Source organism: Geodermatophilus saharensis, assembly GCF_900188205.1.
Taxonomy (GTDB): domain Bacteria; phylum Actinomycetota; class Actinomycetes; order Mycobacteriales; family Geodermatophilaceae; genus Geodermatophilus; species Geodermatophilus saharensis.
Genome location: NZ_FZOH01000003.1, coordinates 555,230 through 570,740, shown reverse-complemented (window position 1 = coordinate 570,740; position 15,511 = coordinate 555,230). Strand labels below are relative to the sequence as shown.

Below are 15,511 nucleotides of genomic sequence, written 5' to 3'. Positions count from 1 at the left end.
CCCGCGCCGTGCAGCGATGAGAACCGGGGACCGCGGGAGTCGACCCTGCGAACCCACGACCCCCGGAGGCAGCCGTGACCACCACCCCCATCCGCGAGATCCGCACGGAGGTCCTGCCGGTCCCCGGCGCGGAGCTCACCCACGACGTCCGGCCCGCCGCGCCGGGCAGCCCGGACGCGCCGGTCCTCCTGCTGGTCGGCTCGCCGATGGGCGCGGCCGGGTTCACCACGCTGGCCGGCTTCTTCCCCGACCGCACGGTGGTCACCTACGACCCGCGCGGCGTCGAGCGCAGCCGGCGCACCGACGGCGCGGCGCAGAGCACGCCGGGAGAGCACGCCGACGACCTCGCCCGCGTGCTCGAGGCGGTCGGCGGCGGGCCGGCCGACGTGTTCGCCAGCAGCGGCGGGGCGGTCAACGCCCTCGAGCTCGTCGTCCGCCGACCGGACCTGGTGCGCACCCTGGTGGCCCACGAGCCGCCGTCTCTGGCGGTGCTGCCGGACCGGGCGGAGGCCTCCGCGGCCACCCGCGCGGTGGCCGAGGCCTACCGGCGCGACGGGTGGGCCGCGGGCATGGCGGGGTTCATCCGGCTGGTGGCCCACCGCGGCCCGGTCCCCGCCGACCTGGGGCCGGTCCCCGACCCCGCGGCCTTCGGCCTGCCGGCCGGCGACGACGGCTCCCGCGACGACGTGCTCCTCGCGCAGAACCTGCTCAGCTGCACCCACCATGAGCACGACGTCGACGCGCTGCGGGCCGCGCCGACCCGCGTGGTCCTCGCCGTCGGGGCCGGCTCCGGCGGTGAGCTCGCCCACCGGGCCGGGGAGGGCATGGCCGCGCGGCTGGGCACGGCCCCGGTGGTGTTCCCGGGCGGCCACGACGGCTTCCTGGGTGGTGAGTACGGGCAGACCGGGGAGCCGGAGGCGTTCGCGGCCGCGCTGCGCCGTGTGCTCGACGGCGCGTCCTGACCCGCCGTCGCCCGCCCGGGCGGCGCGGTCCGTGCACGGAGCGCGCCCGGGGAGCGGGCCCGGCCGCGCTCCGTGCACGGACCGCGGCCGGGCCCGCGGTGGGTCACTCCGCCGCGGACGGCGGCGAGGAGTCGGGGCCCCCGGCGAGCAGCAGGTACAGCGCGCGCCGGGCCTGGGCGAGCACGTCGGCCGCGGCGGTGAGCTGCGCCTCGGTGCCGGTGCGGGCCACCTGCCGGACCGCGCCGTGCAGCTCGTCGAGCAGCCCGCGCAGGTCGGCCGTGGGCGCGCCGGCGGCGCCGGCGAACGGGTCGGTGCCGGCGGTGCGCAGCTCCTCGACGGCGGCGCGGCCGGCGTCGGTGAGGGTGGCGAGCTTGCGGCCGGCCTCGGCGGTCACGGTGACCAGCCCCTCGTCCTCGAGCTGGGCCAGGGTCGGGTAGATCGCGCCCGGGCTGGGCGTCCAGCGCCCGCCGCTGCGCTCGCCGATGGCGTGCATGAGCTGGTAGCCGTGCATCGGCTGCTCGGCCAGCAGCAGCAGGACGGCGGCGCGGACGTCGCCGCGCGGGACCCGCCCGCGGCCCCAGCCGCGGCGGCGGTGACGGGCGGCCGGGTCGAAGCCCGGACCGAACCCGGGGCCGGGCCCCGGGCCGGGGCCGGGGCCGAAGCCCGGGCCGGGCCCGCCGGGGCCAGGTCCGACAGCGGCGAAGGGGCCGGTGAAGGGGCCGGTGAAGGGGCCGGTGAAGGGGCCGTGGTGGCGGTGGCCGTGACCGTGGCCGTGGCCGGAACGGGGGCCGGGTCGCCAGCCCTCGAAGCGGGGATCGTCGTGCATGGTCGGTCCTCTCGGTGGGTCGATGCGTCCTCCAGACGTATCGGATGACAGTAACGATACATCGTTATGCATTGGCCGTCACGGTGTCGAGGCTCGTCGCCGCGAGGGCCTGCACCGCGGCCTCGCCCAGGGCGTCGACCTCGGCGGCCAGCGCGTGCAGCGCGACCGACTCCCCGGAGCGCAGCAGGGCGGCGAGCCGGTCGGCGACCAGGCCGACCCGGTCGGCGGGGGTCCCGGCCGCGACGGCGGGCGGGGGGTCGAGGGACCAGGGCTCGGCGATCTCGGCGCTCAGCGCGGGCAGCCGGCGCAGCAGGGCCGCGCACCCGGCGGCCAGCCGCCACCAGCTGCCGATCCGCAGCGCCGCCGGCGCCGACCCGGCCGCGGCGGCCCAGCGCAGCAGGCGCACCACCTCGCTCCAGACGACGTCGGAGACGACGTCGTGCACCGGGCCGCCACCGGGGGAGCGGCGGGCCAGCACCAGCGCGCGGGTGGTGTCGGGGTTGAACAGCCAGCGGTCGGTGGCGCCGTCCATGCCCGGACGCTGGCCGCCGGGGCTGTCGCCGGCCTGGGCGGCACCTGGGGGATCGCTGGACGGCTCAGCCGACCGCGGCGCGCACCGCGGCGGCGGCGGTGTCGAGGGCGGCCCGCGCCCGGCCCCACGACGTCGCCGCCGGGAAGTCGCCGAGCAGCGCCACCACCTCCCCGCCGGGCAGGACCCCTGCCGAGTGCAGCTGCCGGGTGCGGTCCACGCAGCACATCCAGCCCTGCTTGGCCGCCACCGTCCCGGCCGCCCCGCCGGCCAGCAGGCCGAACCGCTGGTCGAACCCGTCGGCGCCGGTCGCGGAGGTGGCCCGCATCCAGCCGAGCAGCGTGGCCGCCGGGCCCGGGCCGAGGGTGGTCTCCAGCCCGGACAGCAGGGCCGCGACGTCGGCCGCGCTGGTGGTCGCCTCGCCCCACCGGCCGGCGACGGCGGGGGGAGCGGTGGCGGTCAGGCCGGCCTCGGTCACGACCGCGCCGACCAGCGCGGTGCCGTCCCACCGGTCCCACAGCAGGCTGGTCGCGGCGTCGTCGGAGCGCACCACGGCCCGCTCCATCAGCGAGCGGTCGCGGTCGGTGAGCACGACCTCGCCCCGCGCCTGCAGCTCCAGCAGCCGTCCGACGACGAGCAGCTTCACCAGCGAGGCGCTGTAGACGACGTCGCCGGCGCCCGCGGAGGAGACCAGCGGTGTCCCGTCGGCGGCCCGGACCACCAGGGCGATCGACCCGCCCGCGGCCGATGCCGCCGCCTGCACCTCGGCGAGCAGTCCGGCGGCGTCCACCGCGGGCGGCTGCGCGGTCGGTGCGGCGGGGACCGGCGGCGCGGCCTCCGCGACCGCCGGCCGCGTGGGGACCTCCGCGGGGACCTCCGCGGCGGCCGCCACGGACGTGGGGTCGCCGGCTCCGCCGTCGCGGACCCCCGCCGAGCCGATCGCCAGCACGAACGCCAGCACGACCGGCAGCGCCGCGGTGACCAGGCGCGATCCGCTCACGCCACCAGCGTGCACCGCGCGGCCGGGATCGGGGTGGACGGCGCGTTGCGGCCTCCACCGATGCGGTGACACCCCGTGCGTCGCGGGCCCTTGCCCGGCCGCCGGGTGGGGAGCACCCTCGGGGGAACGGCAGGGACACACTGCTGGGAGGTCGCCGTGGAGGCACGCGTCGGGGACCGGATCGTCGTCCGGTCCACACACCAGGGAGAGCCGGAGCGCACCGGCCGGGTGCTGGAGGTCCGGGGCGAGCGCGGGGGGCCGCCCTACGTCGTCCAGTGGGACTCCGACGGCCACACCGGGGTGTTCATCCCCGCCGGGACCTGCTCGGTCGTGCCGGAGCCGGCGGCCGGCTGAGCGCCTCCCGGGAGCGGGCACACAGTTCCGCCACGGCCGGCTGACAGCGAGGTCACAGGAAACTGCCCGACGCTCGGGTCGACGGCCGGAGCAGCCGGCCACCTGAGCGAGGAGTGTCCCGTGCGGAAGAAGCTCGTGATGGCGACCGCGGCCGGTGCCCTGGCGGTCGGTGGTCTGGCCTTCGCCGTCCCGGCCGTCGCCGACGACGACCCGACCACCGGCACGGCCAGCCCCGCCGAGGACCGCATCCGCGACGCGCTGTCCGGGCTGGTCGAGGACGGGACGATCACGCAGGAGCAGGCCGACCGGGTCGCGACCACCCTCGGCGACGGCGACTGGCACGACGGCTGGCACGGCGGCTGGGGCTGGGGCTGGGGCGGTTCGTCCGTGCTGACGGACACGCTCGGCCTGTCCGAGGAGGAGCTGCGCACCGCGCTCGAGGCCGACGGCGCCAGCCTCGCCTCGGTCGCCGAGGCCCAGGGCGTGGCCGTCGAGGACCTCGTCGCCGCCCTGGTCCAGGAGGCGCGGGAGGGCATCGCCTCCGCCGTCGAGGACGGCCGGCTCACCCAGGAGCAGGCCGACGAGTGGCTGGCCGACCTGGAGAGCCGCGTCACCGAGTGGGTGCAGGCCACCGGCCCCTGGGACGGCCCGTGGGAGGGCCCCGGGGACGTCGACGGCGACGGCGACCCCGACGGCTGGGGCGGCTGGCACGGCTGGGGCCACGGCCACGGAGCCGATGGCGACTGACGAAGGACCCCCCTGCCCCCCACCACTCGCTCCGCTCGTGGCGGGCCCCTGCAGGGGGGCCGTTCCAGCACCTCCCCTCGATCGGGGCGGCGGCGCGTGCCGACGGCGGCCACGGGGGCGTGCCGCGGGGTAGCGTCCGCCGCCAGCCCGCCCGCCGCGCGGGAGAGACCGAGGAGGGAGCCGTGCCGACCGCGACGATGCCGCTGCCGGGGCCGCTGCCCGGGCCGGTGCCGGCGCCTGCAGGGGACGCCGTGCGCGCCCTGGTCGTCGTCGGCGGGCTGCCCGGCAGCGGCAAGACGACCATGGTGCGCCGGCTGCTCGGCGACGGCGTCCCGGGGGTGCGCTCGCTGGACTCCGAGCAGGTCGCCGCCCGCTGGCGCACCGGCTCGGTGCTGCCCTACCCGCTGGTGCGGCCGCTGGTGCACGCCCAGCACCGGCTGCGGGTGCTCGCCGCCCTCGCCGGCGGCGACCCGGTGGTCGTGCTCGCCGACCCGTGGACCAGCCGCTGGTGGCGGCCGGTCGTGCTGGGCACCGCGCGGGCGGCCGGCCGGGCCGTGCGCCTGGTGCTGCTCGACGTCTCGCCCGAGGACGCCGCCGACGGCCAGCGGATCCGCGGCCGCCGCATCCCCGACGGGCGGATGCACCGGCACGGGCTGCGCTGGGAGCGGCTGATGCAGACGGCGTCGGCCGGCCCCGACGTGGTGGTCCTCGACCGCCCGCGGGCGGCCCGGCTCACGCTGCCCGAGCTCCTCGGCCCCGCCCTGGACGCCGCTCCGCGCGCGGACCGGCGTCCGGACCGGGCGGAGGGCTGAGCGGGCCGGTCAGCCCCAGCGCCCGCTCCAGCAGCCGGAACCGGTAGGCCGCGGTCAGCACCGCGAACCACAGCACCAGGCTCGGCACCACCGTCTGGAACACCGGTTCGGCCGCCCCGGTGAGCCCGAAGTAGTCGGTGAACGCCGGCCAGAACAGCCCGGCGGAGAAGACGACGACCAGCACGGCCACCAGCAGCGCCGGGCGCCGGTCGCCGTCGGGGCGGGTCCAGGCGGCGAACCAGCGGTTCGGCGGCTTGAGGAACAGGATCAGCAGGAACGCCGCGTAGGAGACGAACGTCGACAGCGCGGTCTGCGCGCCGATGGTGGCCGCGGCCTCGGCGAAGCCGACGTCGTCGGAGGACAACCCGGTGTAGGCCTCGAAGGCGTCGAGGAAGCCCGGGGGACCGTCGGCGTCGGAGAAGGCGTCGAGCAGCTCCCGGTAGTGCCGCGCGTACACGGCCACCCCGCCCGCGGCGGTCACCAGCATCGCCGGCACGACGAACCGCCACAGCGTGGTCAGCAGGTGCGGATCCGGCGCCGACGGCCGCGCCCAGGCGGTGAGGAACAGCGTCGGCACGCCGACGGTGAGCAGCGTCAGGCCCACGTTGGCGGGGGAGTAGGGGAACCCCAGCCCGAGCATGGTGACGGCGAGGATGACCAGCCCCTGGGTGCCGACCCGGGCGAGGAACACCTGCATCGAGGTGCTGATCCCGGTGATGATCCGGCGGCCCTCGTGCGCGGCGGGCAGCAGCGCGCCCAGCGAGTCCCCGGTCAGCACGATGTCGGCGACGTCGCGGGTGACCGCGCTGCCGCCGGCCATCGCCACACCCACGTGCGCCCGCTTGAGCGCGCGGGCGTCGTTGACCCCGTCGCCGACCATCGCCACGTAGGCGCCGCGGCGGCGCAGCGCGTCGACCAGCTGCTCCTTCTGCTCCGGGGCGATCCGGCCGAACACCGTCGTCCGGTCGACGAGCGCGTCGAGCCGGTCCTCCGGCAGGTCCTGCAGGGCGGGGCCGGCCACCGGCTCGCCCGGCTCGAGCCCGGCCTGCCGGGCCAGCGCCGCGACCGTGGCCGGGTCGTCACCGGAGACCACCTTGACGGCGATGCCGTCGGCGGTGAGCCGGGCGAGGGTGTCGACGACGTCGGGCCGCAGCTCGTCGGCCAGCGCGACCAGCGCCAGCGGCTCCAGCGGCGGCAGCGCGGCGCGGCCCGCGGCGTCGCGCAGCGGGGCGTCGGCGGCGGCGCGGGCGAAGACCAGCACCCGCAGCCCCTGCCCGGTCAGCTCCCGCACCGGAGCGCCCGGCGGCGGGCCGGTCAGCCGGGGGGCGAGCGCGTCGGGCGCGCCGAGCACCAGCACGCCGTCGGCGGTGCGCAGCGCGCTCCACCGCAGCGAGGAGGAGAACGGCACCTCCTCGCGCACCTCGGCCGGCGCCTGGGCCGGCAGCGCCGCGGCCAGCGCGGCGCTGGTCAGGTTCGGCGCGCCGACGCCGGCGGCCATGGTCCCCAGCAGCCGGCGCACCGCGGCGTCGTCGAGCGGGCCCACCGGCGTGAGCGCGGCCAGCGACAGCCGGCCGGTGGTGAGCGTGCCGGTCTTGTCGGTGCAGACGACGTCGACGTTGCTCACCGACTCCACCGCGTTGACCTGCTGCACCAGCGCGCCCCGGCCGGCGCTCTTCGCCGCGCCCACCGTGTAGGCGACCGCGACCAGGAAGAACAGGCCGTAGGGCACCAGGCCCGAGAGCACCGCGGTGGTCTGCACCGTCCGCACCAGCGTGAACCCCTCGAGGGCGGCCTGCGCGAGGATCGTCACGCTCATCAGCAGGACCAGCAGCATCACCAGCCGGACGACGAAGTCGATCCGCCGCTGCAGCGGCGTCCTGTCGGTGGAGGCGCGGCGGGCCTCGGCGGTCAGCCGGCCGGCGTAGGAGCCCGCGCCCACGTCGCGCGCCAGCTGCAGGCCCTCGCCGCCGACGACGAACGAGCCCGACAGCAGGTCCTCGCCGTCGGCCTTCGGCAGCGCCTCGGACTCCCCGGTCAGCAGCGACTCGTCGACCTCCAGCCGGCCGGACAGCACCGGCCCGTCGACGACGACCTGCGCGCCGGGCCGCAGCCGCAGCACGTCGCCGCGCACCACCTCCTCCGGCGGCACCTCGGTGTCGGCGCCGTCGCGGACCACGGTGACCGTGCCGCGGGCCAGCAGCTGCAGCCGGTCGAGCTTGCGCTTGGCGCGGATCTCCTGCACCGCGCTGATGGCGGCGTTGACCAGGCCCAGGCCGACGCTGGTGAACGCGTCGCTGTAGCGGCCCAGGGCGAGCAGCGCCGCGCCGATGGTGAACAGGATGACGTTGAAGAAGGAGAAGACGTTGGTGCGCAGGATGCGCCCGTAGCTGCGCGAGGACGCGCTGACGGCGACGTTGCCCTCACCTCTGCGGTGGCGCTCCCGCGCCTCGGCCGCGGACAACCCGGGGGGCCCGGTCAGCCGGGTGCCGTCCTGCGTACCGGTCTGCACCCGCCGACTCTGACAGCCGCCGCCGCGCCCGGCACGGCGCGCCGCGCGCCCCCCAGCCGACTCCCCAGCGACGTCCAGGCAACGTGCAGGTCCGCCGCGCAGCGTGGTCGCATGAGCACGCGCGCCCGGCGGTGGTCCCTGCGCACCCGGCTGCTGTGCGCCTTCCTCGTGCCGCTGGCCGTGGTCCTCGCCGTCGTCGGGGTGGCGGCGACCACCGCCGTCCGCGGGGAGCTGCTCGGCCAGGTCGACCACCGGCTCTCGGCCGCCGTCGACCGCTCCGCGCAGGCCGACGAGGGCCCCGGCGGGCCGGGCTGGCCCGGCGGCTGGCCCGGCTGGGACGACGAGGGCCCGGACTTCCTGGTCGTCCCCGGTCAGGGCGACGGGACGCTGGGCGCCCGGGTCGAGGACGGCACCGTCATCGAGGCCGCCGTCATCGGCCGGGAGGGCGAGGGGGAGGCGCTGACCCGCGCCGAGGCCGCCGCGCTGACCGCCGAGCTGGCGCGCGTCGACGCCGACGGGCAGCCGCGGACGGTCTCCCTCGGCCCGCTGGGCTCCTACCGCGTCGTGGCCACCGCGGCCGGCGACGACGAGGTCATGGTCACCGGCCTGCCGCTGGACTCGGTGGACGCCGCGGTGCTGCGGCTGGTCGTCGTCGAGGTCGCCGTCGGCCTGCTCGGGCTGCTGGCCGCCGGGCTGGTCGGCTCGGCGGTGATCGGGCGCACGCTGCGCCCGCTGCACCGGGTCGCGGCCACCGCCGGCCGGGTCGCGCAGCTGCCGCTGTCCAGCGGCGAGGTGCGGCTGCCCGACCGGGTGCCGGCCGCCGACACCGATCCGCACACCGAGGTCGGCCGGGTGGGCGCCGCGCTCAACCGGCTGCTCGACTCGGTGGAGTCCGGCATCGCCGCCCGGCAGGCGTCGGAGACCCGGCTGCGGCGCTTCGTCGCCGACGCCAGCCACGAGCTGCGCACCCCGGTCACCTCCATCCGCGGCTACACCGAGCTGGTCCGCCACCGCGGCGGGCTGCCCGAGGACGCCGACGCCTCGCTGCGCCGGGTGGAGGCCGAGGCGGTGCGCATGTCGGGCCTGGTCGACGACCTGCTGCTGCTCGCCCGCCTGGACGCCGGCCGCGAGCTCGCCGTCGCCGACGTCGACCTCACCGGCCTGGTCCTCGACGTCGTCAGCGACGCCCACGCCGCCGGCCCCGACCACCGCTGGCGGGTCGACCTGCCCCCGGCGGCGGTGCTGGTGCCCGGCGACGCCGCCCGGCTGCACCAGGTGCTGGCCAACCTGCTGGCCAACGTCCGCACGCACACCCCGCCCGGGACGACGGCGACCACCCGGCTGCGCGCCGAGGGCGGCGAGGCGGTCCTCGAGGTCGTCGACGACGGCCCGGGCATCCCCGCCGACCTGCAGCCCGGGGTGTTCGAGCGCTTCGCGCGCGGGGACTCCTCGCGCTCGCGGGCCAGCGGCAGCACGGGTCTCGGGCTGGCGATCGTGGCCGCCGTGGTCGCCGGGCACGGGGGACGGGTGGCCGTCGACAGCGTCCCGGGCCGCACGGTGTTCACGGTGCGGCTGCCGGGCGCGACGGTGGCCGAGCCCGACGCCGAGGAGGTCGCGGCCCTCTCGGCGTGACGGGCGACGCAGCACGATCGGTCGAGGGACCTCCCTGCCCCCGCCACTCGCCGGCTCGCGGCGGGTCCCTGCAGGGAGGCCGACGGTCAGGCGGGGGCGAGCCGCCGGCACTCCGGGCAGACGTCGTCCGCGCCCAGCCCGCGGCGGCCGTTCCAGGCGCCCTGGACGACGGCGACCGGCGTGCCGCAGACCGCCACCCACGGCGGGGGCCCGTCGGCGGCCTCCCGGGGCACCGCGTGCGCCCGGCTGCTCTCCTGGTCCCGGCCGGCCGCGTGCCCGCCCGCTGCGCTCCTCACCGGGCCAGTGTGGTCTCCGCGTCGGCCGGGCGGCGGCCCAGGAACGCCAGTGCCCGCTGCCGGAGCAGCTCGCCGGCCGCCGGGTCGTACTCGGCGGGCAGGCTCGGGTCGGTGAACCGGTGCCCGGTCCCCGGGTGGTCGAGCGTCTCGACCCGGCCGCCGGCGCGGGCGGCGTCCGCCGCGACCGCGTCGATCCACCCCTGACGGCGGAACGGGTCGTCCACGGCGTGGCGGATCTGCACCGGCAGGCCCCACCGCCGGACCGTTACCCCCAACAACTCGAGCGGCAGGGCGCCGGACAACCACAGCAACCCGCCGGACGGTCGAGCCTCACCCTCCTCGCGCGCACCGGCGACCACCGTCACCTCGTCGCCCGATGCCGCGAGCGGGACGCCCCCGCTGGTCCGCTGGGACGGCATCACCGGGGCCGCGCTCACGACCGAACCGGCGCCCCCGCGCGACCCGGCCCTGTACGGCACCCCACCTCCGGACGCCCTCGCCGTCCGGCCCCGACCCCGCCGACCGGCCGCCGGACCGCCGGGCGCGGCCGTGTCGAGGCCACCACGCCGACCCGGACGTGACCTGCGACACGCCCGCCGAGACCGCCCGGTACCGCTGTGTGGTTGGCTCCGCGCACCCCGCCCCCAGCCGGCGGGGCCCGTCCGACCGAGCTCCCTGCGGAGGCACCCATGACCCGGCTGCGCCGGACCGCCCTCACCCTCGGCGCCGCGGCGGCGCTGGCCCTGACGACCGCCCCGGCGGCCGGCACGGTCGACGCCGCCGCTCCGTCCGCGAGCGCCGCCCCCGAGGTGTGCACCGACGTGCACACCGACGACGTCGGCTCCGGCACCGAGGAGGCCCGCATCCGCCCCGGGGCCACCCGCGCCGAGCCCAACGCCGTCTCCACCCACCAGGCCGCCGCGCTCGGCAACCCGAAGACCCGCCCCGTGCTGGAGGCCGGCTCGGTCACCGTCCCCACGGTCTTCCACGTCGTCAGCGCCGAGGCCGTCGACGAGGCCCGCTTCGACGCGCTCATCGCCGCGCAGATGGACGTCCTCAACGACGCCTACGCCGGCGAGGGCGCCGCGGCCGGCTCGCCGGCCACGCCGTTCGTCTTCACCTACGACCCCGAGCAGACGACGTACACCGTCGACGCCGAGTGGGCGAGCCTGGTGCCGGGCAGCAGGGAGGAGCGGGCCGCGAAGTCGGCGCTGCGCGTGGGCGGCCCGGAGACGCTCAACGTCTACGTCGCCTCCATCGGCGGCGGGCTGCTCGGGTACGCCACCTTCCCGCAGAAGGCCAAGGGCGGGCAGCTGTGGGCCGACGGCGTGGTGATCCTCGACGAGTCGATGCCCGGCGGCACCGCCGAGCCCTACGACGAGGGCGACACCCTCACCCACGAGGTCGGCCACTGGCTGGGGCTGTTCCACACCTTCCAGGGCGGCTGCTCCGGCCCCGGCGACTACGTGCCCGACACCCCGGCCGAGGCCCTGCCCGCCTTCGAGTGCGAGGCCGACGCCGGCCGCGACAGCTGCCCGCGCGACCCGGGGACCGACCCGATCACCAACTTCATGGACTACACCGAGGACTTCTGCATGAACACGTTCTCGGCCGGCCAGGTCGCCCGGATGAGCAACGCCTGGGAGGCCTACCGGGCGCCGTCGGCGGCCTGATCACCGCACCACCGCACCACCGCACGCCGCCCGCGGGGTCCTCCCGCGGGCGGCGTGCGTCGTCCGGCGCGGGTGGTGCTCCCCGCCGCCGGGGGGGTTGCCGTGCGGTGACGTCGCGGGGCAGGGTTGTGAGGCAGACCACATCCCTGACGACCCCGGGAGGTCCCCGTGCCCGAACCCGACCAGGACGGCCACCGCGCGGGAGCCCGCCGTGGGTAGGGACGTGTCCCCGGCGCCCGCCCCGCGCGAGGCGAGCCGGGTCCGCAACGTGGCGCTGGTCGGCCGCTCGGGCGCCGGCAAGACCACCCTCGCCGAGGCCCTGCTGGCCGCCACCGGCACCGTGCCCCGCGCCGGCCGCATCGAGGACGGCACCACCTGCCTCGACAGCGACGAGGTCGAGGTCCGCCAGCAGCGCTCGGTGACCCTCGGGGTGGCCACCTTCGAGCACGACGGCGCCCGGATCACCCTGCTCGACACCCCCGGCAGCCCCGACTTCGTCGGCGAGCTGCGCGCCGGGCTGCGGGCGGCCGACGCCGCGCTGTTCGTCGTCTCCGCCGTCGGCGGCGTCGACGCGGCCACCGTGCAGCTGTGGGAGGAGTGCGCCGCGGTCGGCATGCCGCGCGCCGTCGTCGTCACCCAGCTCGACCGGCCGCGTGCCGACGTCGAGGAGACCGTGCGGCTGTGCCAGACCGTGCTCGGCACCGGGGTCTACCCCGTCCACCTCGTCGACCGCGGCCCCGACGGCTCGGTGCAGGCGGTGGTCAACCTGCTCGAGCCCGGCGCGCAGGCCCCCGACGCCGACCGGCTCCGCAGCGAGCTCATCGAGGGCATCATCGGCGAGAGCGAGGACGAGGCGCTCATGGAGCGCTACCTCGCCGGCGACGAGCTGGTGCAGGGCGACCTGATGACCGACCTGGAGACCGCCGTCGCCCGCGGCCACTTCCACCCCGTGCTGTGCGCCGCCCCGCTGCAGGGCATCGGCCTCGACGCGCTGCTCTACCTGATCGTCAACGGCTTCCCGTGCCCGATGGAGCACGGCTGCCCGCCGGTGTCCCGCCCCGACGGGTCGAAGGCCCCGCCGCTGGCCTGCGACCCCGACGGCCCGCTGGTCGCCGAGGTCGTCAAGACCACCACCGATCCCTACCTGGGCCGGGTCTCCCTGCTGCGCGTGTTCTCCGGCACCCTCACCCCCGACACCCCGGTGCACGTCTCCGGGCACGGCGGCGCCGACCGCGGCCACCCCGACCACGACGTCGACGAGCGGATCGGCGCCATCTCCTCCCCGCTGGGGTCGACGCTGCGCCCGGTCGCGTCCTGCCCGGCCGGTGACGTGTGCGCGGTGACCCGGCTGACCTCCGCCGAGACCGGCGACACCCTCTCCTCGCCCGGCGACCCGCGGCTGGTCCCGCCGTGGGACCTGCCGGTGCCCCAGCACCCGGTCGCCGTCGAGGCCGCCTCCCGCGCCGACGAGGACCGGCTCGGCCCGGCGCTGGCGCGGTTGGCCGCCGAGGACCCGACGCTGCGCGTCGAGCGCTCCCGCGACACCGGGCAGCTGCTGCTGTGGTGCGTGGGGGAGGCGCACGGCGAGGTGCTGCTCGAGCGGCTGCGCACCCGCCACGGCGTCGCGGTGACCACCGTCCCGGTGCGGGTCCCGATGGTGGAGACGCTGGCCGGGCCGGCGAAGGCCACCGGCCGGCTGGTCAAGCAGTCCGGCGGGCACGGGCAGTACGCCGTCGTCGTCGTGGAGGCCGAGCCCGGCCCGCCCGGGTCGGGCATCACCTTCACGCAGCGCGTCGTCGGCGGGGCGGTGCCGAGCCAGTACCACGGCAGCGTGGAGAAGGGCATCCGCACGCAGGCGGCCAAGGGGGTGCACGACGACCGGCCCCTGGTCGACGTCGCCTTCGTGCTCGTCGACGGCAAGGCCCACTCGGTGGACTCCTCCGACGCCGCCTTCCAGTCCGCCGGCGCGCTGGCCGTGCGCGAGCTGGCGGCCGCGGCCGGCACGAAGGTGCTCGAGCCCTGGTGCGAGGTGGAGGTCGTCGTCCCCGGCGAGCACGTCGGCGCGGTGATGAGCGACCTGTCCTCCCGCCGTGCCCGGGTCACCGGCAGCGACGCCGACCCCGACCGCGACCGCACCACCGTCCGCGCCGAGGTGCCCGAGATCGAGCTGCTCGGCTACGCCGGGGCCCTGCGCTCGGTCAGCCACGGCACCGGCTCGTTCAGCCGCCGCCCGCTCGGCCACGAGCCGGCCCCCGCCTCCCTGGTCGCCGTCCCCGCCTAGTCGACGAACCCCTCCCGCCACGAGTGTGCGAGTGGCGGGGGGCAGGTGAGGTGATGGAACGGCCCCGCTGCAGGGGCCCGCCACGAGTGTGCGAGTGGCGGGGGGCAGGTGAGGTGATGGAACGGCCCCGCTGCAGGGGCCCGCCACGAGTGTGCGAGTGGCGGGGGGCAGGTGAGGTGATGGAACGGCCCCGCTGCAGGGGCCCGCCACGAGTGTGCGAGTGGCGGGGGGCAGCGGGGTCCTTCGACTAGCCTCGGGCACGGTGTGCAGCGGGGTGGAGGAGCAGTGACGTCGTCGCAGGGGTCGTCGGCCGCGGTCCCGGCGTCCCCCGGGCGGACGGCGCCGGGGACCCCGGGCGCCGACCGCAACGAGCTGCCCGACCGCGTGTGGACCCTCCCCAACGTCCTGTCGGTGCTGCGCCTGCTCGGGGTGCCGCTGTTCCTGTACCTGCTGCTGGGGCCCGAGGCCGACGGGTGGGCCGTCGTCGTCCTCATGGTCTCCGGGGTCACCGACTGGGCCGACGGCAAGCTCGCCCGCCTGCTCGGCCAGTCCAGCCGGCTCGGCGCGCTGCTCGACCCGGCGGCCGACCGCCTCTACATCGTCTCCACGCTGGTCGCCTTCGTGCTGCGCGACGTCGTCCCGCTGTGGGTGGTCGCCGTGCTCGTCGGCCGCGAGGTCGTCCTGGGCGTGATGCTGCTGGTGCTGCGCCGCTCCGGGTACCCGCCGCTGCAGGTGCACTACCTGGGCAAGGCGGCCACCTTCATCCTGCTCTACGCCTTCCCGCTGCTGCTGCTGGCCGACGGGGGCGGCGCCTGGGCGTGGGTGCAGCCGGTCGCCTGGGCGCTGACCATCTGGGGCGGGGTCCTCTACGTGCTGGCCGGGGTGCTCTACGTCGTGCAGGTGCTCGGGCTGGTGCGCGCCGAGCGGGACGCGACCCGGGACGCGGCGGGCGCGGAGGCCCGTCCCGCGCCGTGACCACCGCCCGGCGCGCGGGCGGCCCGCACTCGATGGGCGCCTCGCTGCTCGACCAGGTGCTCGCCGAGACCCTCGACCCCGCCTACGCCCGCGCGGCCGAGGCCCGCCGGGCCCGGGCGGCCGCCGGAGCGCCCGACCGGCCGGCCCGGCGCCGCCGTGTCGGCCCGCTCGCCGTCGCCGCCACCATGGCCGGCGCGGGGCTGCTGTCGGCCGTCACCTACGACCAGGCCGCCACCGGCGCCGAGGGCCGCGAGCAGGTCCGCGCCGAGCTGGTCGACGAGATCCAGGTGCAGTCGGCCACCGCCGACGACCTCACCGCCGAGCTCGAGCGGCTGCGCGACGAGGTGACCGCTGCCCGCGCGGACGCGCTGGCGGCCAGCGCCGGCGGCCAGCGCGCCATCGACGACCTGCACGCCGCCGAGCTCGCCGCCGGGCTGGTCGCCGTCACCGGGCCCGGCCTGCTGGTCACTCTCGCCAACGCCGAGGCCGACGCCGACGCCGACCCGGTGGGCGGCGGCACCCCGGACGACGCCCGCGGCCGGGTCCAGGACGGCGACCTGCAGCTGGTGGTCAACGCGCTGTGGGCCGCCGGTGCCGAGGCGGTCGCCATCAACGGCCAGCGGCTGGGCCCGACCTCGGCGATCCGCTTCGCCGGGGAGGCGGTCCTCGTCGACTTCCGCCCGGTCACCAACCCCTACCTCGTCAGCGCGATCGGCGACCCGGACGACCTGCGGTCGCAGTTCCTGGCCAGCCCCGAGGTCGGCGCGCTCGCCGCCATCTCCGAGGTCTACGACCTGCGCTTCGAGTTCGCCCAGGAGGACGAGCTGTCCGTGCCCGCCGGGGGGATCCCCGAACTGCGCTCCGCCACCCCCGCCGGCGGGCCGCCGGCCGACGACGGCGCGACGGGGGACTGAC

General features: G+C 77.7%; 15 protein-coding genes. 9 read left to right on the top strand and 6 right to left on the bottom strand.

Features of this window, described 5'->3' with window-relative positions; genetic code table 11:
- Nucleotides 1–74: 74 nt before the first annotated feature.
- Nucleotides 75–962, top strand: coding sequence for an alpha/beta fold hydrolase (locus tag CHC04_RS10635; RefSeq protein ID WP_245817104.1), 888 nt, complete (start codon nt 75–77; stop codon nt 960–962).
- Between the two features lie 103 nt (nt 963–1,065).
- Here the strand turns inward: CHC04_RS10635 and CHC04_RS10630 are convergent, their stop codons facing one another.
- From CHC04_RS10630 to CHC04_RS10620, 3 genes are all read right to left on the bottom strand, one after another.
- Nucleotides 1,066–1,788 carry a PadR family transcriptional regulator gene (locus CHC04_RS10630; protein WP_089403852.1) on the bottom strand — a complete coding sequence of 241 codons (723 nt, stop codon included), beginning with the start codon at nt 1,786–1,788 and terminating at the stop codon, nt 1,066–1,068.
- Between the two features lie 64 nt (nt 1,789–1,852).
- On the bottom strand, nt 1,853–2,320 hold the full coding sequence (locus tag CHC04_RS10625) for a hypothetical protein (RefSeq protein ID WP_089403851.1): 468 nt from the start codon (nt 2,318–2,320) through the stop codon (nt 1,853–1,855).
- Nucleotides 2,321–2,384: 64 nt separating this feature from the next.
- Nucleotides 2,385–3,317: a serine hydrolase gene (locus tag CHC04_RS10620; protein ID WP_089403850.1), complete on the bottom strand. Its 933-nt coding sequence runs from the start codon at nt 3,315–3,317 to the stop codon at nt 2,385–2,387.
- A 156-nt stretch (nt 3,318–3,473) separates the two neighbouring features.
- Between CHC04_RS10620 and CHC04_RS10615 the strand changes: the two genes are divergently transcribed.
- From CHC04_RS10615 to CHC04_RS10605, 3 genes are all read left to right on the top strand, one after another.
- The gene (locus CHC04_RS10615; protein ID WP_089403849.1) at nt 3,474–3,671 is read left to right on the top strand and encodes a DUF1918 domain-containing protein; all 198 of its coding nucleotides are present in this window, start codon (nt 3,474–3,476) and stop codon (nt 3,669–3,671) included.
- A 120-nt stretch (nt 3,672–3,791) separates the two neighbouring features.
- Nucleotides 3,792–4,418, top strand: a complete 627-nt coding sequence (locus CHC04_RS10610; protein ID WP_089403848.1) for a hypothetical protein — start codon at nt 3,792–3,794, stop codon at nt 4,416–4,418.
- A 182-nt stretch (nt 4,419–4,600) separates the two neighbouring features.
- Nucleotides 4,601–5,230, top strand: a complete 630-nt coding sequence (locus CHC04_RS10605; protein WP_089403847.1) for an AAA family ATPase — start codon at nt 4,601–4,603, stop codon at nt 5,228–5,230.
- Here CHC04_RS10605 and CHC04_RS10600 read toward each other — a convergent pair.
- Entirely contained in the window at nt 5,151–7,739 is a 2,589-nt protein-coding gene (locus CHC04_RS10600) for an HAD-IC family P-type ATPase (protein ID WP_089403846.1), read from the bottom strand. The genes CHC04_RS10605 and CHC04_RS10600 overlap by 80 nt on opposite strands.
- Nucleotides 7,740–7,850: 111 nt before the next feature.
- On the opposite strand from CHC04_RS10600, the gene CHC04_RS10595 reads away from it, so the two are divergent.
- Entirely contained in the window at nt 7,851–9,371 is a 1,521-nt protein-coding gene (locus CHC04_RS10595; RefSeq protein WP_089403845.1) for a sensor histidine kinase, read from the top strand.
- Nucleotides 9,372–9,457: 86 nt separating this feature from the next.
- On the opposite strand, the gene CHC04_RS10590 is transcribed toward CHC04_RS10595, so the two are convergent.
- Both CHC04_RS10590 and CHC04_RS10585 read right to left on the bottom strand, forming a co-directional pair.
- Complete coding sequence (locus CHC04_RS10590) at nt 9,458–9,667, bottom strand: hypothetical protein (protein WP_089403844.1); 210 nt, start codon at nt 9,665–9,667, stop codon at nt 9,458–9,460.
- A complete protein-coding gene (locus tag CHC04_RS10585; RefSeq protein ID WP_141233757.1) occupies nt 9,664–10,104 on the bottom strand; it encodes a dienelactone hydrolase family protein in 441 nt (146 codons plus the stop codon). Before CHC04_RS10585 ends, CHC04_RS10590 begins: the two co-directional genes overlap by 4 nt.
- A 252-nt stretch (nt 10,105–10,356) precedes the next feature.
- Here CHC04_RS10585 and CHC04_RS10580 point away from each other — a divergent pair, with 252 nt between their 5' ends.
- The 4 genes from CHC04_RS10580 (at nt 10,357) to CHC04_RS10565 (ending at nt 15,510) form a co-directional block, all read left to right on the top strand.
- The gene (locus CHC04_RS10580; protein WP_089403842.1) at nt 10,357–11,340 is read left to right on the top strand and encodes a zinc metalloprotease; all 984 of its coding nucleotides are present in this window, start codon (nt 10,357–10,359) and stop codon (nt 11,338–11,340) included.
- A gap of 211 nt (nt 11,341–11,551) precedes the next feature.
- Nucleotides 11,552–13,621: an elongation factor G-like protein EF-G2 gene (locus tag CHC04_RS10575; protein ID WP_089403841.1), complete on the top strand. Its 2,070-nt coding sequence runs from the start codon at nt 11,552–11,554 to the stop codon at nt 13,619–13,621.
- A 285-nt stretch (nt 13,622–13,906) separates the two neighbouring features.
- Nucleotides 13,907–14,596 carry a cardiolipin synthase ClsA gene (gene clsA, locus CHC04_RS10570; RefSeq protein WP_176449934.1) on the top strand — a complete coding sequence of 230 codons (690 nt, stop codon included), beginning with the start codon at nt 13,907–13,909 and terminating at the stop codon, nt 14,594–14,596.
- Nucleotides 14,593–15,510 (top strand): DUF881 domain-containing protein, encoded by a 918-nt coding sequence (locus CHC04_RS10565; RefSeq protein ID WP_089403840.1) that lies wholly within the window; start codon nt 14,593–14,595, stop codon nt 15,508–15,510. The genes clsA and CHC04_RS10565 overlap by 4 nt, the downstream gene beginning before the upstream one ends.
- The last annotated feature ends 1 nt before the right edge of the window (nt 15,511 follow it).

What these genes read in the sequence shown, in the direction of transcription:
- CHC04_RS10630 (WP_089403852.1), bottom strand. Translation starts at nt 1,788, where the DNA reads ATGCACGACGATCCCCGCTTCGAGGGCTGGCGACCCGGCCCCCGTTCC.
- CHC04_RS10625 (WP_089403851.1), bottom strand. Translation starts at nt 2,320, where the DNA reads ATGGACGGCGCCACCGACCGCTGGCTGTTCAACCCCGACACCACCCGC.
- CHC04_RS10595 (WP_089403845.1), top strand. Translation starts at nt 7,851, where the DNA reads ATGAGCACGCGCGCCCGGCGGTGGTCCCTGCGCACCCGGCTGCTGTGC.
- CHC04_RS10580 (WP_089403842.1), top strand. Translation starts at nt 10,357, where the DNA reads ATGACCCGGCTGCGCCGGACCGCCCTCACCCTCGGCGCCGCGGCGGCG.